General features: G+C 43.9%; 18 protein-coding genes and 4 tRNA genes. 4 read left to right on the top strand and 18 right to left on the bottom strand.

Annotation, left to right across the window (positions count from 1 at the left end):
• Window positions 1-122 precede the first annotated feature (122 nt).
• From tuf to metB, 10 genes are all read right to left on the bottom strand, one after another.
• Window positions 123-1,307, bottom strand: a complete 1,185-nt coding sequence (tuf, locus tag MHM98_RS14835) for an elongation factor Tu (protein ID WP_239440149.1) — start codon at window positions 1,305-1,307, stop codon at window positions 123-125.
• Window positions 1,308-1,501: 194 nt separating this feature from the next.
• Window positions 1,502-1,577 (bottom strand) — tRNA-Thr (locus tag MHM98_RS14840).
• A gap of 8 nt (window positions 1,578-1,585) precedes the next feature.
• Window positions 1,586-1,660 (bottom strand) — tRNA-Gly (locus MHM98_RS14845).
• Between the two features lie 46 nt (window positions 1,661-1,706).
• Window positions 1,707-1,791, bottom strand: a tRNA-Tyr gene (locus MHM98_RS14850).
• A gap of 26 nt (window positions 1,792-1,817) precedes the next feature.
• A tRNA-Thr gene (locus tag MHM98_RS14855) sits at window positions 1,818-1,893 on the bottom strand.
• A gap of 119 nt (window positions 1,894-2,012) precedes the next feature.
• Window positions 2,013-2,771 carry a type III pantothenate kinase gene (locus MHM98_RS14860; RefSeq protein ID WP_239440150.1) on the bottom strand — a complete coding sequence of 253 codons (759 nt, stop codon included), beginning with the start codon at window positions 2,769-2,771 and terminating at the stop codon, window positions 2,013-2,015.
• Entirely contained in the window at window positions 2,768-3,754 is a 987-nt protein-coding gene (birA, locus tag MHM98_RS14865) for a bifunctional biotin--[acetyl-CoA-carboxylase] ligase/biotin operon repressor BirA (protein WP_239440151.1), read from the bottom strand. The genes MHM98_RS14860 and birA overlap by 4 nt, the downstream gene beginning before the upstream one ends.
• Window positions 3,747-4,778, bottom strand: coding sequence for a UDP-N-acetylmuramate dehydrogenase (gene murB / locus MHM98_RS14870; protein ID WP_239440152.1), 1,032 nt, complete (start codon window positions 4,776-4,778; stop codon window positions 3,747-3,749). The genes birA and murB overlap by 8 nt, the downstream gene beginning before the upstream one ends.
• A gap of 125 nt (window positions 4,779-4,903) precedes the next feature.
• On the bottom strand, window positions 4,904-7,315 hold the full coding sequence (gene metL / locus MHM98_RS14875) for a bifunctional aspartate kinase/homoserine dehydrogenase II (protein ID WP_239440153.1): 2,412 nt from the start codon (window positions 7,313-7,315) through the stop codon (window positions 4,904-4,906).
• A 40-nt stretch (window positions 7,316-7,355) separates the two neighbouring features.
• Window positions 7,356-8,519: a cystathionine gamma-synthase gene (metB, locus tag MHM98_RS14880; RefSeq protein ID WP_239440154.1), complete on the bottom strand. Its 1,164-nt coding sequence runs from the start codon at window positions 8,517-8,519 to the stop codon at window positions 7,356-7,358.
• A 238-nt stretch (window positions 8,520-8,757) separates the two neighbouring features.
• Between metB and metJ the strand changes: the two genes are divergently transcribed.
• The gene (gene metJ, locus MHM98_RS14885) at window positions 8,758-9,087 is read left to right on the top strand and encodes a met regulon transcriptional regulator MetJ (RefSeq protein ID WP_239440155.1); all 330 of its coding nucleotides are present in this window, start codon (window positions 8,758-8,760) and stop codon (window positions 9,085-9,087) included.
• A gap of 68 nt (window positions 9,088-9,155) precedes the next feature.
• Here metJ and MHM98_RS14890 read toward each other — a convergent pair whose 3' ends face one another.
• From MHM98_RS14890 to MHM98_RS14915, 6 genes are all read right to left on the bottom strand, one after another.
• Window positions 9,156-10,448 (bottom strand): ATP-binding protein, encoded by a 1,293-nt coding sequence (locus tag MHM98_RS14890; RefSeq protein ID WP_239440156.1) that lies wholly within the window; start codon window positions 10,446-10,448, stop codon window positions 9,156-9,158.
• Window positions 10,445-11,149, bottom strand: a complete 705-nt coding sequence (locus MHM98_RS14895) for a response regulator transcription factor (protein WP_239440157.1) — start codon at window positions 11,147-11,149, stop codon at window positions 10,445-10,447. Before MHM98_RS14895 ends, MHM98_RS14890 begins: the two co-directional genes overlap by 4 nt.
• A 10-nt stretch (window positions 11,150-11,159) precedes the next feature.
• A complete protein-coding gene (locus MHM98_RS14900; RefSeq protein ID WP_239440158.1) occupies window positions 11,160-11,465 on the bottom strand; it encodes a DUF3019 domain-containing protein in 306 nt (101 codons plus the stop codon).
• A gap of 79 nt (window positions 11,466-11,544) precedes the next feature.
• On the bottom strand, window positions 11,545-12,369 hold the full coding sequence (locus MHM98_RS14905) for a MipA/OmpV family protein (RefSeq protein WP_239440159.1): 825 nt from the start codon (window positions 12,367-12,369) through the stop codon (window positions 11,545-11,547).
• A gap of 87 nt (window positions 12,370-12,456) precedes the next feature.
• Complete coding sequence (locus MHM98_RS14910; protein WP_239440160.1) at window positions 12,457-14,505, bottom strand: TonB-dependent receptor; 2,049 nt, start codon at window positions 14,503-14,505, stop codon at window positions 12,457-12,459.
• Window positions 14,506-14,656: 151 nt separating this feature from the next.
• Window positions 14,657-15,652, bottom strand: coding sequence for a prolyl oligopeptidase family serine peptidase (locus MHM98_RS14915; RefSeq protein WP_239440161.1), 996 nt, complete (start codon window positions 15,650-15,652; stop codon window positions 14,657-14,659).
• A gap of 126 nt (window positions 15,653-15,778) precedes the next feature.
• Between MHM98_RS14915 and MHM98_RS14920 the strand changes: the two genes are divergently transcribed.
• Together MHM98_RS14920 and MHM98_RS14925 are read left to right on the top strand one after the other, a co-directional pair.
• Window positions 15,779-16,834, top strand: coding sequence for a histidine kinase (locus MHM98_RS14920; protein WP_239440162.1), 1,056 nt, complete (start codon window positions 15,779-15,781; stop codon window positions 16,832-16,834).
• Window positions 16,825-17,544 (top strand): LytTR family DNA-binding domain-containing protein, encoded by a 720-nt coding sequence (locus MHM98_RS14925; RefSeq protein ID WP_239440163.1) that lies wholly within the window; start codon window positions 16,825-16,827, stop codon window positions 17,542-17,544. Before MHM98_RS14920 ends, MHM98_RS14925 begins: the two co-directional genes overlap by 10 nt.
• 79 nt (window positions 17,545-17,623) lie before the next feature.
• On the opposite strand, the gene MHM98_RS14930 is transcribed toward MHM98_RS14925, so the two are convergent.
• Window positions 17,624-18,865 (bottom strand): malic enzyme-like NAD(P)-binding protein, encoded by a 1,242-nt coding sequence (locus tag MHM98_RS14930; RefSeq protein ID WP_239440164.1) that lies wholly within the window; start codon window positions 18,863-18,865, stop codon window positions 17,624-17,626.
• A 424-nt stretch (window positions 18,866-19,289) separates the two neighbouring features.
• Window positions 19,290-19,505 carry a 50S ribosomal protein L31 gene (gene rpmE / locus MHM98_RS14935; RefSeq protein WP_239440165.1) on the bottom strand — a complete coding sequence of 72 codons (216 nt, stop codon included), beginning with the start codon at window positions 19,503-19,505 and terminating at the stop codon, window positions 19,290-19,292.
• A gap of 285 nt (window positions 19,506-19,790) precedes the next feature.
• On the opposite strand from rpmE, the gene priA reads away from it, so the two are divergent.
• Entirely contained in the window at window positions 19,791-22,022 is a 2,232-nt protein-coding gene (gene priA / locus MHM98_RS14940; RefSeq protein WP_239440166.1) for a primosomal protein N', read from the top strand.
• The last annotated feature ends 87 nt before the right edge of the window (window positions 22,023-22,109 follow it).

Genomic DNA, 22,109 nt, shown 5'->3' on the forward strand with positions numbered 1-22,109 from the left:
CTTCGTCCATTGTTGACTTTTGAGAGCGGCAGATTATTTTCTTACGTAGCACTTTTCTCAAGGCATAAAAAAGACCGCTAAAAAGCGGCCTTTTATAAACATATATTCGGCTAAGCCAAATATTAGTCGATGATGCGTGCTACAACACCAGCACCTACTGTACGGCCACCTTCACGGATAGCGAAACGTAGACCTTCGTCCATTGCGATTGGGCAGATTAGCTCAACAACGAACTTAAGGTTATCACCTGGCATTACCATTTCTACGCCTTCTGGAAGCTCTACAGCACCAGTTACGTCAGTTGTACGGAAGTAGAACTGTGGACGGTAACCTTTGAAGAATGGCGTGTGACGACCACCTTCATCTTTGCTTAGTACGTATACTTCTGATTCGAATTTAGTGTGTGGAGTGATTGTACCTGGCTTAACAAGTACTTGACCACGTTCGATTTCTTCACGCTTGATACCACGTAGAAGAACACCAACGTTCTCACCAGCGCGACCTTCGTCAAGAAGCTTACGGAACATTTCAACACCAGTACAAGTTGACTCTGCAGTCTCTTTGATACCAACGATTTCTACTGCATCACCAACGTTGATGATACCGCGCTCAACACGACCAGTTACAACAGTACCACGGCCTGAGATTGAGAATACGTCTTCGATTGGAAGTAGGAATGGCTTATCGATGTCACGCTCTGGCTCTGGGATGTAAGAATCTAGAGCTTCAGCTAGTTCAACAATCTTAGGAGTCCAGTTTGAATCACCTTCTAGAGCTTTAAGTGCAGAACCTTGGATTACTGGTAGGTCATCACCTGGGAATTCGTATTCAGATAGAAGTTCACGAACTTCCATTTCTACTAATTCTAGTAATTCTTCGTCGTCAACCATGTCACATTTGTTCATGAATACGATGATGAATGGTACACCAACTTGACGAGAAAGTAGGATGTGCTCACGAGTTTGTGGCATTGGGCCATCAGTCGCAGCTACTACTAGGATAGCGCCGTCCATTTGAGCAGCACCAGTGATCATGTTTTTAACGTAATCCGCGTGTCCTGGACAGTCAACGTGTGCGTAGTGACGAGTTGGAGTATCGTATTCTACGTGTGAAGTAGAGATTGTTATACCACGTGCTTTTTCTTCAGGAGCGTTATCGATTTGATCGAATGCTTTTACGTCACCGCCGTAAGTTTCAGCTAGTACTTTTGTAATAGCAGCAGTTAGAGTTGTTTTACCGTGGTCAACGTGGCCGATAGTACCAACGTTAACGTGCGGCTTGGAGCGGTCAAATTTTTCTTTAGACATGATTTAGCCTCATTCAGATGATAATACAGGTGGCAATCGAACCACTTGCGATTTAAGTTTTCGGATTATAATACCAATATGAAAAAATATCTAATAAGACTATATTTTTTCATGATCAAAACACGATCACTTGATCCACATTGGATTTATTTTCTAAGAGGATGATAATTTTAAGGAAGAATAAAGATAGGAAATGGTGCTGATACGCAGATTTGAACTGCGGACCTCACCCTTACCAAGGGTGCGCTCTACCAACTGAGCCATATCAGCAACTTTCTTGGAGCGGGCAGCGGGAATCGAACCCGCATCATCAGCTTGGAAGGCTGAGGTAATAGCCATTATACGATGCCCGCAAATAACTTTACTTTTTACTTATGGCTATCAACTTCGTAAAAAAAATGGTGGAGGGAGGTGGATTCGAACCACCGAAGGCGGAGCCGGCAGATTTACAGTCTGCTCCCTTTGGCCACTCGGGAACCCCTCCAAAATTTTGTACTACATTGAAACGAATGGTGCCGACACCAAGAGTCGAACTCGGGACCTACTGATTACAAGTCAGTTGCTCTACCAACTGAGCTATGTCGGCGTTCCGTTTCAGTGGTGCGTATATTAGTGATTTGATTTTCCCAATGCAAACACTTTTTTCAAAAAAAACCACTTTTTTTATAAAAAGCTGACCAAGTGTTTAAATTCAACACAATAAGATTATTTAACGTACAGAATTAAGCCTTCCAAAACCAGATGGGGTCTATTTATCCCCAATTCTACGATTTCTGGTGGTAAGTGATTAATGCCACCGCCTGTTAAATAGAGCGCTGGCTCTTCATTATCACTAAACATCGATTTGGCTTTTTGAATGGCATATAACACAGTGCCCGCCAAAGCAGCTCGACTGCCATTTTGTACGCAGGCTTTAGTATTGGTACCCAACGTTAGTTCATCACCGTGATGACCGCCAGCTCGCACCAATGCCGTGTGCTCAGTAAGCGCCAAGTTCATTAATCTAAAACCAGGGCTTATCCAGCCACCAAGGTGCATACCACTGCCATCAACAACATCAACCGTCATCGCAGTGCCAATATCAATCACTACCACAGGGCCATTAGCATCTTTATATGCGGCTAAAAACGCTAACCAACGGTCAATGCCTAGTTTAGTTGGCGCGTCATAACTATTAGTGACACCAAATGCTTGGGCGGGACTCGTGATTTGCTGATAACGCACTTTAAGTTTGCGCGATAGCGCTTTAACGTGCTGATAGTTTTTGCGATCACCAACGTTGGAATAAATAATCTGGTCAACATTGCCAATTTTGTCGCGATTAGGTCGATAACAAAAACTCGTCACACTATAACTACCTATATAGTGCATACCTGTCACTCCACCTTTTGCATCGAGATGAAGCTGCGCGGCTTTTAATTTGCTATTGCCTATTTCAATGAGTAATTTTATGCGTGTGGTCATGATGATAATTTTCTCAATGAAATCTCACCGCCGAAAAACGATTGGATTTGTTGGTCTACTTCTAATAATAAGCCGCCTTGGGTATCGACCCCTTTCGCAATGCCCGTTACTTGGCGTTGACCCATTTGTAACTGCACGTGCTGGCCGATAAAACAATCGTGTTGATGCCAGCGTTCAACAAAGGCGCTAAAACCTGACAATTCAAACTCGTTAAGCAATTTAATTAAATGAGACAAAATGCGACCTGCGATGTGGTTACGGCTTAGCGATAATCCCACTTCATGAATATCGGCGTAGGGCTGATCAATATCTTGAGTAACACTCTCTGGTAAGTGAACATTAATGCCTGCGCCAATAATAATATCGCAGCTATCACTTCCCTGACCTTCAAGTTCCACTAATATTCCCGCCAATTTACGGCCTTGATAATACACGTCATTTGGCCATTTCAAGCCAAGATTTGGCACACCTAATTCAGTCAGTGCTTCGACAATCGCAATACCAACCACTAAGCTCAATCCAGAAGTTGCACTAATACCTTGCTCAAAACGCCAATGAGTCGATAGATACAAACTCGCGCCTAATGGTGAAACCCATTGCTTCCCTCGGCGGCCGCGACCTGCCGTTTGCGCTTCGCTAAACACCGTGGTTCCAGACGGGCTGTTATTAAGTGCACCGCTACTAATTTGCTGCTTAACCCAATTATTAGTTGAGTCAATAACGGATTCGACAACAACTGGTGATGGCAAAGCAACATCTTGTGCAGATTTTATTGCTTCAACATCGAGCAATTCAACAGGAGCAGACAAACGATAGCCCTTACCCGTTACCGAATAAATATCTAATCCTAATTGCACAAGCGCTTGGATGTGTTTACCGATAGCGGCACGGCTCACGCCATTGGCTTCCCCCAATTGCTCGCCAGAACAAAAGTCGCCAGTGGCCAACTCACGCAAGATGTTTTGTGTCACCTGATTAAACATGCTGTTCCTCAACTAATTGCGCCAATGAACTGTAGCCGCCGTTAGCAATAACGTTAACTTCTGGCTCTAACTCAACACCATAAGTCGCCAATACTCTTTCTATTATATAAGTTGCCAATGATACGACATCTTGGCTAGTCGCATTATCCGTATTCACCAATACCAATGCTTGACGCTGATGCACGCTTGCACCGCCAATTTGATAACCTTTTAGACCCAATTGATCAATTAACCAACCAGCGGCTAACTTTACCTCATCGCCCACATCATATTGTGGCATTTGCGGATATTCTGATAGCAGTGCCATTGCCTGCGGTTTGCTTACGACAGGATTTTTAAAGAAGCTACCGACATTAGGCAGCTCAGCAGGATCAGGTAATTTGTTATTACGTACCGCAATAACTTCATTGGCCACCGATAACGGTGATATTTCGCTGTCACAGTCTTTGGCCCAAGCTTTTAACTCACCATAATCTAAAATAGGCGTCCAAGCTTTCGGCAGTTTAAACACCACATGATGAATAAAGTAATGACGTTTTGCTTTAAACACACTCTCGCGATAGGCAAACTGACACGCTTGATGACTAAAAATAACTTCCTCACCAGTCAGTAAATCAATCGCCATCACTTGCTGACAAATGTCCGCCAGTTCAACGCCGTAAGCACCAATATTCTGTACTGGAGCTGCACCAACACTACCCGGAATTAGCGCCAAATTTTCTAGGCCGCCAATCTCCCGTTCGGCACAATACATCACAAACTCATGCCAATTCTCACCACCAGCGACTTTAAAGTAATAGTGATTTTCGTCTTGCCAATGCTCTATACCCAATAATTGATTATGAAGAACCAATCCTTGATAAGGCTGACAAAACAGCATATTAGAGCCACCGCCGAGCACTAAAAACGATTGCTGTAACGGCAGTCGCTCTTTGAGCTGCGACAGCTCGCTAATCGCCAAGTAATCGTCTGCCGAGGCTGCTAACGCGAAAGTATTTAATGTTTGTAGGGATGTCAGGGCCATAAAAAGAAAATCTAAATAAATACAGCGGCAGTGTAATGTAATTTAGTGATGATGAACAGGAAATGACACTAGGACTACTATTGACAAAAAAGCACGGTGATTAACACCGTGCAAAAGGGAAAGGGTTATAACAACTCTTTAATCAGGTTATAAAGATCAGACTCTATTGCCGCCGCCGTCACTTCTCGTCCAGCACCTGGACCGCGAATAATCAAAGGATTATCTTGATACCATTGGCTTTGTACTAAAAACACGTTATCCGAAGGCGTTAAAGCAGCCAATGCGTGCTCTCGCGGCAGTGTTTGCAAACCAACAGACGCTTTAAACTCATCGCCACTATCATCAAATTGAGCAACGTAACGTACGACTTCGCCATTTTGAGCAGCGGCTTCGTACTGCGATGACATCAGCTCATCCATTTGACTGGCTCGCGCTAAAAATTCATCTAATGGAATATCTCTCAGCTGAGCTGGCACCATAGATTCAATGGCAATATCTTCAAGCTCTAATTCAAAGCCAGATTCTCGGGCCAAGATTAACAGCTTACGTTGCTTATCTTTACCCGATAAATCATCTCGTGGATCAGGCTCGGTTATGCCCAGCTCCAATGCTTTTAATAACAATTGTGAAAACGGCTGACTATTGTCGTAGTTCTCAAACAGCCAACTCAAGGTACCTGAGAATACACCGCTAATTGCTTCGACCTTATCACCACTGCGTTTTAAGTCATTAATTGAATATAAAATTGGCAAACCTGCGCCAACACTGGCGTTATAAAGCCACTTACAATTATTGCTATAAGCGAGTTGTTTAATGTCTTTATAGAAACTCAATGGCGCAGAACCAGCAAGTTTATTAGCGCTAATTAGATGGCAACCAGCGTTAAGCAGCTCAGGATATAAATCGGTTAGCCCTTGATCGGCACTGACATCTAACACAATCAAATCATCGAATGGATGGCTCGCCAGCTTGACAACGATGTCGGTAGAAGCCACGGGTTCACAGGTTTCAAAAGCTTGCTGCCATTCATCGATTTTTATACCGGAAAAATCAACTAACGCGCCTTTAGAACGGCCAACGGCAACTAAAGGAAGCGATAAATTAAAGCTGTTTTCTAGTTTCTCTTGTTGCTCAGCGAACAGGTTGAGCCATTGCTGACCGATATTCCCCGCGCCCATGAGTGCCACACCAATACGCTTTGGTGAGCTATAAATCTTCTGATGTAGCAAATAGGCGAGAATATTGACTCTTTTTTCCGGCACTATCACGCTTAAACTCAAGCCGTTGTCAGATAACACCACAGGCCAATCGGATTCTTTAGCAAAGATTTTAGCGAATAGTTTTCGATACCAAGACACACCGGCGTCTAATAATGAAATAACACCACATTGCTCATCTTTAGCAAAGTTCTCAGCGTTGTTACTATCGAGGAACTCCTCAAATCGACTGCATACCTCACTGCGCAGCACAACGGCTAACTGCTGATCTTTTTTGGTAATCACCAATGGGAAAAAACCATTTTCTTCTAGGCCAACCACCAGCTCTTGATTAGCTACTGTATTTTCAAATGTATACAGGGCAATATCTTTTGCGCCGTTAACAATACAATCACCGACATGACCTAAACGGCGGCCGATTTCAGTAAAAGCGGCGTCAGGCGTAAAACTACTACGCACGCGCAGCGCGATATTATCTTGCGCCAAAGGCTGTAAGGTTCTGTGATGCAATACGGGATTACCCAAACGCGCCAACTCTTCCGCTTCGGCTAAGCTGAGCTGCTCAATTAACGCAGCTTCATTAATTAAATTAGGATCTGCGCTATAAACTCCCGCAACATCAGTCCAGATATTTACGGTGCTGGCACCTGCTAACTTAGCAATCAAAGTCGCACTATAGTCGCTGCCATTACGGCCAAGTGTAAGGGTTTGGTTGGCTTCATTACGGCAAATAAAGCCAGTAATAACGCGTTGCGATGTGCGTTTATTTTGACAAAGCTCTGTGAATTGCTGGCGTGAAAGCGCTTCATCAACAACCGGAGATACATCACCTTGTGCAACTAAAAACTGTCTTGCGTCTATCGCGCAGCTTTTACGGCCTTTCTCGCTCAGTACAGCAGCTAACAAACGAGATGACCAAACTTCACCGCAAGCAACAATACTGTTGGCGGTGTAATGATCAACGGTTTCATAGCATAACCAGTTACCTAAGGCTTCTAGCTCGTTATCGAGTAAGCTTAATACTTCTTGAGGATCACACAGCAATTCTTCAACTAACTGACGTTGAAACTGTCGCAGTTGATTTAGCGCATGAGAAAAATCAATTCCTTGTTGCGCCATCTCAATAAGCGCTAACAATTGGTTAGTGGTTTTGCCTGCGGCAGAAACAACCACGAGATCATGTGGATGGCCGTGCTGCATCAAAAGGCCAGCAACGCGTTGATAACATGCAGGATCGGCTAAACTACTGCCACCAAATTTGTGTAACGTAATAGCCTCATCAACAGGTGATGAATTTACCGGGCTAACGTTTTCGCTCATAACTTTCTCTAACTCAATTGCTACTGTGCAATGTCTATACTTAAACCGACGCTAAAACAGCATCTAAACTTTGCGATAAATCGCCAATCAAATCGTCAACCGACTCCAAACCTACCGATAATCGAATTAGGCTATTACTAATGCCGGCAGTAATTCTTGCACTTTCTTCCATGCCAGCATGGGTCATAGTCGCCGGATGCGCCACCAAACTTTCAACGCCGCCAAGGCTCTCCGCTAAACAGAATAAGCCAATCTCCTGCACAAAGATTTGACTCTGCGCAATATCTCCCACCAAATCAAAACTAAGCATGGCACCAAATCCAGCTTGCTGTTGTTTGGCCAACTCGTGCTGCTGATGAGATTCAAATCCTGGGTAATAAACGTGTTTAACTGCCGGATGACTTGCTAAAAACTCCGCAATCTTCGCAGCGCTTTGTTGATGCTGTTGTAATCGTACAGGCAAGGTACGCAAGCCACGCATCGCCATATAACAATCAAATGCCGATCCCGTTGTGCCGATACAGTTTGCCCACCAATCTAAATCGATGCCCAATTGCTGATCTTTAGTCACAATAGCACCAGCCACAACATCGCTGTGTCCGTTGATATACTTGGTGCAAGAGTGTATCACAATATCTGCACCCAAGCTTAATGGCTGCTGTAATATTGGCGTTAAAAACGTATTGTCTACAACCACATAGGCATCAATCGCTTTTGCTTTAGCGGCAATAGATTTGATATCGACAATACGCAATAAAGGATTACTCGGCGTTTCTAACCAAACCATCTTCGGCTTTTGTGACAATGCACTCTCTAATGCCGCTTCATCTGCTTGATCGACAACCACCAAGGTAAACAAACCACGACGCGCTAAATGATCGAACATACGGTAGGTGCCGCCATAACAATCGTGTGGGATCACTAATGTATCTTGTGGCGATAGCAACTGAATAACTGTGGTAATTGCCGACAACCCAGTACTGGTAATCACGCCGTAACTACCACCTTCTAAGTCGGCTAATGCTTGTGCGAATTGGCTACGGGTCGGATTGCCACGACGAGCATAATCATATTCACGTGGTTGATCGTAGCCTTTAAAAGTGTAATTGCTGGAAAGGTAAATAGGAGGAACCACAGCACCGTACTGTGTATCTGTATCAATACCACCGCGCACTGCAATGGTCTGGTGTCCAAATTTGCTCATAAAACCTCCAACAAAAGTTGACTTAATGAATGACTGGGTTATAAAGGATGTCTAGATGGCCAATTTAAACGAAGCACGCATGGACGTCAAGATGTTTAGACGTCTAAATAAGAATAAGTTTATGCTTATATTTGACAGTGCTCATGTAACCGTTAAAATCGGCAGGATTTTTTATACAGGGTGTTACAATTACCCACTGTAACAACTCACTACTCACTATAATAGCAAAGGTATTTTCATGACAGTCTGGAATGGCGAATATATTAGTCCATATGCTGAACACGGTAAAAAGAACGAACAAGTTAAAAAAGTCACCGTATCAGTACCATTAAAACTGTTAAAAATCCTGACTGATGAGCGCACGCGTCGCCAAGTAAACAACCTGCGTCACGCCACTAACAGCGAATTATTGTGTGAAGCTTTCTTACACGCCTACACTGGCCAACCATTACCAGAAGATAGCGATTTATCTAAAGACAAGCCAAGTGCAATTCCAGAAGCTGCTCGCGTATTAATGGAAGAGCTAGGAACCCTAGAAGCCTACCTAGCCGAGAATAACGAAGACTAATTATCTTCGGTAATAATCAGATAACAAAAAAGCGACTCTCAGAGTCGCTTTTTTATTTTTAGCTTTAATCAAACAGGCAATGTTAATCGAAGCCTTGCGCCTTTTAGGCTAGAATTATTGCGAGCTGTCGCACTGCCATGGTGCCAGTCCATAATTTTTGTGGTGATAGCCAAGCCCAATCCAAAGTGCCCCGATTCACGCGAACGCTGAGAGTCTAGTCGCACAAAGGGATCGAAAATCGTCGCTTGCTTGTCTTCGGCAATGCCTTCGCCATCATCATCAATATCGATATAAATGCCCTTACTGTCTCGCGACAATAAACAACTAACTTGGCCATCGGCATAATCGATAGCGTTACTAATCAAATTTTGTACGGCGCGATAAAACCATTGGCTATCAATATCACACACCACCACCGACTCTTGCGTCTCGAAGTTGAGCGTAATTTCTTGTTGCTGTGCTAAATGCCCCAAGTCTTTACACAAGGTTTCAAGCCACTGCACCAAATCAATGCTTTGTAAACGGACACTACCCAGCTGACGTTCCATACCTGCGTATTCTAAAAAAGCCGCCGTCATTTCCTCCATCCGCGTGACTTCACTGTCCATACGGCTGAGGTATTTATCTTTCTTGGCAACATCATCTGCAGTCATCGCCGCCTCAATACCAAAACGCAAACAAGCCACAGGGGTTCGAATATCATGAGACAAACTGCGCGCCAATACCTTGTTATCCATTAGCAGCGTTTCTATCCGATCTGCCATCGCATTAAAGCTATCTTCCAATTGCTGAATATAAGAAAAGCGCGCTTTGGGAACGCGTGCCGACAAATCGCCCTCGCCAAACTTAGCAGCGGCACTGCTCAGTAAATGCAAACGACGCGTCAGTGGCAATGTCCACAGCACAATAATCACGGTTACGCCCAAATAAAGTAGCAGCGTTAACATCAAATCAATATTGTAATTGGCGTGCTCCTGTACCATTGGTAACTGCAAATGCAGTAAATAGCCATCATGTCCTGCAATTCGCTTATATAGATAAGCCTCGTGTTCTTCCCCCAACAATAAACCACCAGCTTGTGACAATTGCTGCGTTAAGGATGAGGGCAATGCAACACTGTTTTCTTCCACCAAAGACAGTGAAATCTTATAGTCAAGAGAGAGTGATTGGACGACGCTTGATAACTGGTCAGCAGGCGCAGAGCTTAATTGAGCTGACATACCATCGATTATCTGGCCATAGATATAGTTTTCATCGCGATGTTCATCTGGCGCTTCACTAACTAATAAATCAACGCCCCAGCCAATCGCAAATATCGCACCGAGCACAACGGCTATGATGCTGATATAAAATCGTCTCACGAGTCGCCCCAAGCATCAGCGACAAATAGATACCCCTTACCCCACACCGTTTTGAACTTTTTCGGGTTTTGAGGATCGTCATTAAACTGCTTGCGCAGTGTCGATAACATGACATCAAATCGGCGATCTAAGCCATCGTACTCGCGACCTTTTAGCGCCTTAAATACACTATCGCGATCGACCACTTCTCCCGCCTGACTGGCTAAGAACCACATAAAAGCAAACAAATTCGTAGATAACTCCACCTCTTGTCCTTGATAAACCACGCGACTAGATTCTTGATCAATACTCAAGTCACCAAAAACTAACTGTTTACTCTCACTCGATTTGACTTCGCGGTTACTCAAAGAGTTTTTAATACGAGCTAATAGTGCACGAGGGCGAACAGGTTTAATCACATAATCAGTAGCACCAGCTTCTAGGCCAATAACTTCATCAAATTCATCGGCGCGTGCCGTTAGCATAATAATTGGCAGCGATGATTTTTCTCGCAGTAAATGACACACCTCAATACCGTTAATGCCCGGTAACATGACGTCCAAAAGCACTAAATCAGGCTGGCAATTTTCAAAAACCTCCATCACCTTATCGCCGCGATCAACATGCGTCACTTGATAGTGTTGGTCGATCAAATATTCACTGACCCAATCCGCCAATGTAATATCGTCTTCAACTAATAAAATGTGCCCTAAACTAGACATGAGTTTCCTCTTAAAATAAGCGCCAGCGGCGTTTTCGAGATTTCTTTTGATGCACCCAGGCAACGTCGATCATTGCCTGCGCGATTTCTTTCTTGGTCAACTGCTCTATTAGCGAATAAGCTTGCTTAGAGGTCGATTCAAACTGCAATTGGAACAAGCCATAGCGCTCAATCGCTTCACAGGCTATTACCTTTTCATCTTCACGACGCAGCAAACAATATTGACCAGGCTTGGGCACGGCAAAACGCATGGTGATTTGCGCATAACAAGTACGCCCTTTATGCAAAGCCACGCATTTATTTGGCAATGCAGACATGTACGGTCCGTCTTTGGATTCCGACACCTCGGCGTTAACAAAGCCGCTAACGCCAATGCATAATATTGAAAGTAAGGCTCTAAAATACATAATTAAAGCCCAACTTTACAAAGGTTGAAGTACTGCGAATGCCCAATGGGCTATCACTTAGATTATCCGATAAGTAACTCTTTGTTAGGCCAATTCGCATGGTCCAATCTTCGGAAATCGGATAAATGGCATGCGCCTCTGCTTCTAAAATATACGCAGCACCCGGTCGATAATAAGCTAAGTTTGGTCGTATTTCGTGCTTATCAATACCAACATAATAATCAACCACATTAGAGCTGAGTATTGTCAGGCCCGTTCCGAGATAAATATCCCAATTGCGATACGGAATTAAATGACTGTAAAAAGACTCTACCGCCCAACCATTATCGGCTTCATCAATAAGCACTGACGCAACATCAACCGTCAGTAAAGCATCATCGAGATAATGCGAATAACGCAGCGCCACACCCATAGCACCATCGCGAGATTCCAAATGGTCAAAACCAGCATCTTCAAGATAGTCTTGAGACATATCATCGAAGAAATTCTTTAAGATGGCATCAACGGCCCAGTCATCGCGTTCATACAACGCATAGCCAATATCAATTTCCGCAGGGTTTGAGCGACGCTGATTCGATTGCACGAAAAAGCCTTTGTAGTACATATCGATAACAAAGCCGACGCCCAAGTAATCGATAAACTCTTCCTGCTCAACACCTTTGAGCGGATGCTCATAGAGTATGCCACCGATCTGAAATTGAATATCCCAGTGCCACTTATCGCTGTCTTTACTTCGTTCCTCTTCGCTATCTTGCGCATTAGCCGCAAAACTACTCAGTAAGAATAGCGCGGCTAATCCAAACAATTTCGCCATTATTATCTACCTTCCTTTTACACTAACGGCAGTGTAACAAAGTATCTAAGTTAGGCGCACGACGAAATTGTTTACTTTTTGTAAGAATTAAAATTGTGTTTTAAAGCCAATTGAGAAAAACGGCTCCATACCTTCTTCACCTTCAATCTTGTAATTAGTTAGGGTATCGCCTTCTTCAGCGGCATAGTAGTAACCTGATTCGTTCTTCGCACCTAAGGCATTTAGCACTGCGAACGACCATTGCACCGGATGATCAAACATCGTCGACTGCATATTGGCCTGTAAATCTAAGCGCGAATACACGGGCAAAGTCTTAGAATTCAACTCACCGTAATTTGGCAAAAAGTGTCCTGGATGATCTGGATTTTCACGTAAGCCAACAATAGGTGTATAGCGCTGGCCACTGCGCATTGTTAGGCGCGCGCCAAAATCCCACTTATCGTTGAGCTTATAATTCACCACCATATTGCCAAGGAGCGGCGTATCTAAATAATAATCGGTTGTAATGCCTGTATTTAAATCCGTGCGCTCACTCTTAGACCAACTAAGTGATGCCCAACCGTACCAGCCATCTTGCAAATCGCGCTTAACCACCCATTCTACGCCAACGGCTTTACCTTCCAGCTGATTGTTGTATCGCAATTTCTGAAGATCTTTATCTTCATCGATTGCTAAGGCCAAATCACCTAAGTCTTTTTGATAGACCTCGACACTGGTTTTCCAGATATCATTAATTTGATAATCGACACCAACCGCATAATGATTTGCTTTCGGTGATTTTAAGGCCGGATTACCCAACTTTTTCAATACAGTATCGATGTCAGGGAAACGGTTATACTGGCCCGCTTTTAACGACAGTTTCAATTCATCAGTGGCATACCAATTAACCGCCATGCGAGGCTGCACAAATTTTTGATCGGTGTAGTCATTGGTTTCAGCGCGCAAACCAAGCTCTAGTTCAACTTCCTCAGTTACGCTCCACATATCAGTGATATACACCGAAGAGTTGGTGGTTTTCAACGTATCAACATCTTGCACTCGTTCGCCTTTGCGCAAAGCACAATCTGCATCTTGGTCGGTACAGAAATACGGAATCATATCGTAGCTATAATCCGCTTTGCCGCGGTCAATTTCAGCGCCAACAATCAGTTTATGGTTGCCGAACTCACGCTGATAACTAGTCGCCAAATTCAAGCGCGTGAAAGTACTTTCCACAAATTGTCCCGCACCATAAGACTGCTTTGTCGTATCCTTGGTGTGACTCAAAGTTAAATTAAAGGCCTGCGCATCATCGCCAAAACTGTCCCAAGCAATCGACTGACTATCAAAACCATTATCGAGTTTAAGATCGCCGACTGAATCCGGATCGATGCGCCCTTCTTCAGACGCCTTAGAAATATTCAAACCACCGCTGTCTTTTGCGCCAAGAGCAGTCACCGTCAATCGATTATCATCGCCAATTAACCATTGGTATTTCGCTTGATAGTCGCTACTTTGCGGCGACTTTTTAATGGTTAAACCGTCTTCTTCTTCACCCTCTGGTAAAAATAGGTGCATTAACGACTGACGATAAGACACATAAAAAGCATGATCTTCCGCAATGCCACCCTCAACCATAAAACCCGCCTTAATCATGCTGGCATCAATGGTCGTGGTAATGTCTTGATTGCGTGGCGCTCGTAACTTAACGTCGAACACACCGCCCGTCGCATTACCGTACTGCGCACCAAATGCCGCAGGATGCAGGGCGAAGTCTTGCACAACATTTTCATTGAAAATACTATCGCCAAACAGATGGAAAATATAACCTGCAGGCATGTTATCAATATAGAACGCATTATCTTCAGGCGACGAACCGCGAATAGCAGGCTCACCACCAGCATCGCCACCAGCGTAAACCACACCGGGTAATGTAAAGACCGCACTTAATGGATCGTTAGCAATGCCCGCCACTTTAAACAGCTTTGCCGTTTCATCGGTAACTTCCGTATCAGGCTTATTACGCTGACCATTTACTTCAATCACTTCTGGCTTATCTGCACGTTTCTTATCGCCAGTGGTGGCATCTTCAGCATTACTATATAGAGAGCAGCTAATGAGAGAAGCCAATAATGTCATTCTAAAAATAGGGTTCATAACAAGTGTCCTTTGATTTAATGACACCAGTTTAGAAGCAAGGCGTGTTTAATACCGTTGAGCAAATGTGGGGAAAGTGTTTGAAAATGTGAGAAAGTGTAAGGCAGCCATTAACCGCACTGGTCAATGGCTAATAAAGATAGGACTAACGCTAAAACAACCAATCGATAATCTCTTTGTTAACCTTTCTTTTTTGCGCCATTAAGAAATGGTCGCCACCCGGATATACAACAAGTTTGTGCTTGCGGTTTAGCTGCTTAAGTTTCTGCGCCATGTTCTGAGCCTGACTAACATTAACGCGCTTGTCGGCATCACCGTGAATCAACAATATCTCGATGTCATTATCTAATTCATCAACCCACTCGATTGCTGAACGCGCTTGCAATGCTGCAGCTTTATTCACCTGATAATTCGGGATCCGCGCGCGATACACTCGCTCCATTTCAGGGCGAATCGTCAAGCCAAGCGCAAGATCTGACATACCCGCTTTGATCACCAACTTACCAATATCATCACGTGTTTTAGCCACCATATAACTCGTCATACCGCCACGGCTGGTTCCGATCATCTTAATCTTTTCATCCTTGGTAATTGCCAACGACTTACCAATATCGATTAACACATTAACGTCTTTAATATCAGCACCACCAAACTCATCGGCTTGACGATACTGACTGCCCATCACAATGGCGCCTTGTTTCAATAAAGGAAGCTTCGAGAACATATTGACGATGGCGTAACGGCCAAATCCGCCATTACCCCCGCGATTATTTATCACTAAGGATTGCGGTTTAGTCGCCCCTTTTTGTGCCACAGCGTATCCCGCCACAACAACATCATCTACGGTGTAATCGAACAAGTAGCAATCGATACTCGCCTTAACACGCTTATAAATCGCTGGCTTAAAACGCTTCTTGAATCGCTCGTCAGTCAATGACTTCATCAGCGAGCCACCACCTTGCTTTAGCTCTTTAACCGAATAGCTGATAAAGCCATCGTAATTTGCGCGTTCATTGCTAAAACATGCTTCGACATTTACAACACCTTTCGCATTTTTTAGCTGATTAAATAGCACTGAAGTGTCGGCAAAAGCACTAGATGAAAGCATTACACTGATTAATAAAAATGGGGCGACAAAAGATTTCATGATTAAAAGCCTTAAATAGATAACTGATTGAAAGAACATGTTATATTCAAAAATCAGTTTGCGATTTAATACTCGATGAACGCATGAAATTAATCGGTTAACACACCAATTACACTCGACGAAGGCATGGACACAACTAAACTCACTCAGCTAGTTAGCACCCATTACACCAAGATTATTCATTTTGGCGTGTTAGCAATACTATTGCTTATTTCTATGTTTGTTAGTGCCGCCACTGTCGGAAGAAATGTGCCACCAAACTTCTTTAGCGATGGCGTCTGGTTGGGCTTTACAGTCAACCTAGCATTCTTCTATGTACTTTATGTGCTGGTTTTTACACGTAAATACAATTCGCTAGCGCTAAAGCTGATAGCTGGACTAGTAATTGCCATTACCGCAATTGCGATTAGTGTCGCCATAGATGTTTATCGCATGACACAACTACAACAAGAAGTTGCCACCAAGCATTACCTTTATTTCACGCTGGTAAATTCCTTCGTCAAAGTGTTTTTCGCCACTTGTGCCGCCGTATTACACGCCGTGATTTCGTTTATCAAACAAAAGCAGCAATACAACGCCATCAAGCTCAACACCTTGCAAACTGAGCTGAATATTTTGAAACGCCAAACCAATCCGCATTTTCTGTTTAACACACTCAATGCGCTATATAGCAAAGCCTATTTAAGCAAACAAAATGAGCTTGCCGAGCACATTGGTCAACTGGCGGCGCTGATGCAATACACCTTTACCCAATCGGATAAAGTATTGGTTAAACTAGAAGACGAAATCGATCATATTGAAGCTTTCATCGCACTGCAGAAGCTACGAATCGGCGACAACGCCACGATTAACTTCAATTACGGCCCAATTGCTCAGTATCATCAAATTCCACCAATGTTATTAAATCCTCTCATCGAGAATGCTTGTAAATATGGACTTGCAGGAAACCCCGATGATTTTGTAAATATCCAAATGCGAATCGACGATAGCCAACTCACCATTGAAATTGAGAACTCCAATTGCAGCCACACCATCAAACAAAGTAACGCCTATCAGCCAAGTGGCACTGGACTCGACAATTTACAAAAGCGACTCAACATTTTGTTTCACGATACATATCAACTAAGCATCTGTGAGTGCGACGCCACTTATGCAGTAAGGTTAACTATCCCATGCCATTAAACATCGTTCTTTTAGATGACGAACAACACGTTATCGACCTGCTCTCGGCATACTGCGAATCAATCGATGCCGCAGATATTGTTGGCCGCTTTTCCAATCCGATCCAAGCGCTAAACTTTATTAATAATCACCCCGTCGACTTACTGATTAGTGATATCAACATGCCGCAAGTCTCTGGTATTGAACTAGCACAGTCGCTCACACGCGATGTTAAAGTGATATTTATCACTGCACACAGCGATTATGCAGTAGCCGCCTTCGAACTCGACGTCATCGATTACATCGTCAAACCCGTTCTATTACCGCGTTTTCTCAAAGCCATATCCAAGGCACAAAATGCCATCTCGGCTAGTGAGCCAAGCACTAAAGAGCTGGGTAATAGAGAACTAAGCAATAGAGAACAAAGCGCGCGCTATATTTTTGTAAAAGACGGCGGTGTTAAAAAACGATTAGTGTTTGATGAGATATTGTTTTTACACGCCCAAGGGGATTACACAGAGATTCGTTTAAAAGACAAAAAGCTATTATTGCTGGGCACCTTGTCTAGCTTTCAGCAGCTTTTACCAGAGGGTGAATTTGTCCGCATTCACCGCTCTTATATCGTTAATAAATCCAACGTCGATTCTGTCGACAAAGACCACCTGAATATCGATGGCCAAGACATTACCATTGGTAAAACATACCGCCAGAATATCGATGAGATTTTTTAGTACTGAAATTTTCGCTTCACTAATAATCAAAAAACCGCTCGTATTGAGCGGTTTTTCTAAGTGGAAAAAGCGTTAACGCTTATTCCATGTATCCTTCCGGCATATCAATACCAGCAACGCCAGAATCGATAGCTGCTTGTGCTACCGCTTTAGAAACGCGAGTTAACAAGCGTGGATCCATTGGCTTAGGAATAATGTAATCCTTACCAAATGTCAGCTTCTTATGACCACTTGCTTTTAATACCTCGGCAGGTACTTCTTCTTTAGCGATTTGACGAATTGCATGTACAGCCGCAACCTTCATTTCTTCGTTGATGGTCGACGCGCGAACGTCTAATGCACCACGGAAAATGAATGGGAAACACAACACATTGTTTACTTGGTTCGGGTAATCACTGCGACCAGTCGCCATAATCAAATCTTTACGCGCGCTATGAGCCAGCTCAGGCTTGATTTCTGGATCAGGGTTAGAACAAGCGAAAATAACTGGATTATCAGCCATCAACTTAACGTGTTCTTCAGTAATCACGTCAGGACCAGATACGCCAACAAAGATATCCGCACCAGTAATAACATCTTCCAGCGTACGCATGTCAGTGTTATTAGCAAAGCGGCGCTTGTATTCGTTTAAATCATCGCGGTTGGTGTGAATAACACCTTTGCGATCAAGCATGTAAATCTTCTCACGCATGGCGCCACAGCTAATTAATAGCTCCATACAAGAAATAGCCGCTGCACCAGCGCCCATACATACGATGCGTGAATCGGCAATGTTCTTGCCTTGAATATCTAACGCATTCAGCATGCCCGCAGCAGTAACAATCGCAGTACCGTGCTGGTCATCGTGGAATACCGGAATTGAACAACGCTCTTTTAGCGCCTTTTCAATCATAAAACACTCAGGTGCTTTAATATCTTCCAGGTTAATGCCACCAAACGAATCAGCAATGTTGGCCACCGTATCAACAAACTCATCAACAGTGCGGTGAGTTACTTCAATATCAATTGAATCGATATGTGCGAAACGCTTAAACAATAGCGCCTTACCTTCCATCACAGGTTTAGAGGCCAAAGGACCTAAATTACCCAAACCTAAAATCGCCGTACCGTTAGAAATTACTGCAACAAGGTTACCCTTACCTGTGTACTTATAAGCATTTTCAGGATCTTGAGCAATTTCGCGCACTGGCTCAGCCACACCTGGGCTATAAGCGAGTGCTAAATCTTTGGCAGTTTCTGCAGGAGTTGAAAGTTCTACACTAATTTTGCCTGGCGTTGGCAACGCATGGTAGTCGAGCGCTTGTTGACGGAAGTCGGTCATTTTCTTGCGGTTTCCTCGTTGGTCGCAGTGAAGTAATGAAACTGTGTTTGTAAATTTACTAACTAACTTTTCTGTCTAAATAAAATACGCTTAAAATAGCGTATTACAAGCAATAAAATTCGATTAATTGCTGATCCAACCAGCGCAGTTTTCTTTGACTTTAGCGCCTGATGAAAATGTCCGAAAGTATGTAAAAAATTTGATAAAGATTGGTGAAAATTAGATGTGTTTTCTAACAATTTCATCGACTATTTCGATGAAATTGTCGCAAAAGGATGAAATCTGCAAAAAATGATTGGTAAAGCTGACGAATATGCCAATGTATCAATGATCTATAACTTTTGTTTATTTCCTATATGGAAAATAAATCACAGGCACAAAAAAAGCACCCGAAGGTGCTTTTTGTCTCAAATCACAAGAAATATTATTTCTTAGACTTAAGAGAACCAAAACGTGATTTGAACTTATCAACACGACCACCAGTGTCAGCAACTTTTTGCTTACCAGTGTAGAATGGGTGACAAGAAGAACATACGTCTAGTGCTAAATCTTTACCAACAGTTGAACCAACGTTGATTACGTTACCACATGAACAAGTCGCAGTGATTTGCTCGTAAGTTGGGTGGATATCTTGTTTCATTACGAAAACCTCAATTTTATTCGCATCGCTAACAAACCCGAAGTCTGACACCATACGAAGATTATAGAAATATCGTTATCTGCATTGTGTCGCATACGCACACAAGCGATAACAGGGCGCGAATTATATAGCAATGTTCCCTCAGTGACTAGCATTTTGCACAAATAAACAGCCGTAAAAACGTGAAGAGGATCCTAATCCCTCAAATAATGATCACCCGAGTTCACTCGCATCTAAATCCAATAGCAGATACACTCTGCTCATCACAGAAATATCAGCAAACTCATGACGCACAAAACCTTGCTCGAAGTAGCAGTACCAACGCCATTAACTAGACCTTTCAATTACTTATGTCCGGCTGATATCAGCTTGCCAGTGATTGGTGCGCGGGTGGTGGTGCCCTTTGGTTCCCGTGAGTTAACAGCGATGGTGACAGGTCATGTTGACGAGCTTGATGAGTCCATCGACGAGAGTAAACTCAAAGCCATTATTAAGGTGCTAGATGACGCGCCGCTTCAGCCGCCGTCGTTTCATAAATTGCTAACGTGGGCGAGCAACTATTATCACTATTCCCTCGGTGAAATTTACAGCCAATCATGGCCAGCGCTTTTGCGCAAAGGCGAAGCGGCAGAGCTGCAACCTGTTATGCAATTGCAACTAACCGAGCAAGGCAAGCTTACCGAGCTAGACGAGCTAAAACGCGCTAAGAAACAACAACAATTATTAGCGCACATGCAAGCTAACCCTATTCAATTGCCACAGCAACTCAAAGACAATGATTTTACCACTCCGGCGATAAAAGCCTGTAGCGAGAAAGGATTGATTGAACTGGTGGAGAAGCCACTAGCACAGCCGTGTAGCTGGAATGAAAGCCACATTAATCAAGATGACAAACTAGTGCTTAATGCCGAGCAAGCCATTGCGGTGGCGGCGATTAACGATAAGCCGTTTTATCAAACCAGCTTATTGCTTGGCATTACTGGCAGTGGCAAAACCGAAGTGTATTTACAAGCCATCGAGCGAGTGATTAGCGAAGGCAAACAAGCGCTGGTGATGGTGCCAGAAATTGGCCTCACGCCACAAACCCTTGGCCGTTTTCAGCGCCGTTTTAATGTGCCTATTGTCTTTTTGCACTCAGCCCTTAACGACAAAGAACGTCTTGATGGTTTTCTAAAAGCCAAACAAGGCTTGGCGGCAATTATTATCGGTACTCGTTCCGCCATTTTCACGCCGCTATTAAAGCCGGGCATGATTATCGTCGATGAAGAGCACGACTCCTCGTTTAAACAACAAGACACCTTTAGATATAACGCCCGCGATCTCGCCGTGGTGCGCGCCAATATCGAAAACATTCCGCTAGTAATGGGCAGTGCCACGCCGAGCTTTGAAACTATTCACAATGCCGATTTGGGTAAGTATCAGTTGCTAACCCTAACCAAACGCGCCGCCAACGCGAGCACCGCGAGCCACCAGCTAATCGACATTAAAGGCTTACAACTGCAAAGCGGCTTATCGCCACAGCTAATTGAATTAATGCGCCATCATCTAACGCGTGGTAATCAGGTGATGATATTTCTTAATCGCCGTGGTTATGCGCCAGCGTTGCTATGTCACGAATGTGGTTGGCTTGGTAACTGTCAGCGCTGCGATGCCAACTACACGGTGCATCAGCAATATCGCTACATTCAGTGTCATCACTGCGGCGACCAACACGCCATTCCTTATCAGTGTCCTGGCTGTGGCAGCACCCAGTTAGCGACCGCGGGCGTTGGTACCGAACAGTTAGAGCACACTATTAACGAGCTATTTCCCGAATTTAATAGCGTACGCATCGACCGCGACAGTACCCGCCGCAAAGGTGCGCTCGATGAATCCCTCAACGCCATTAACAACAACGACTATCAAATTCTTATTGGCACTCAAATGCTCGCCAAAGGTCATCATTTCCCCGATGTTACCTTGGTGGCGATTTTAGATGTCGATAGCGCGCTGTTTAGCGGTGATTTTCGAGCCAGCGAAAAACTCGCTCAGTTATATTTACAAGTGTCAGGTCGCGCCGGACGCGCCAGCAAACCCGGCCAAGTGGCGCTGCAAACCCATCATCCAGAGCACGCGCTGTTGCAACTGCTCAACGACAAAGGCTATATGGCCTTTAGCGAAGTGGCAATGAAAGAGCGCCGCGTCGCCCAACTACCGCCCTATTGGCACATGGCGCTGTTGCGTATTGAATCTCACAAAGGCGATCTCATCACGGCCTTCAATCAAACCATCCACGATGTAGCCATGCCATTGCTACAACAAATTGGCAGTAAAGATCATCCATTGCGTCAAATTGGCCCCATGCCATCACCGATGGAGCGCCGCGCGGGTAAATATCGTTGGCAGGTGATTTTCGAAGCTTCAACTCGCAGCCGCTTGCATGCCTTTATCGAAGCCTTGCAAAGCGAGCTGGCCAAACATAAATCGAGTCACAAGGTGCGTTGGAGCATTGATGTTGACCCAATCGATATGGTTTAAACAAACAATCAGTTCAACGACAAAATACAACTAAAGTCGTCTTTTAATAAAAAACTTTCAAAATTGTCGAATTTGCCCTAAAACGCC

This window comes from Psychrobium sp. MM17-31 (assembly GCF_022347785.1).
GTDB lineage: Bacteria > Pseudomonadota > Gammaproteobacteria > Enterobacterales > Psychrobiaceae > Psychrobium.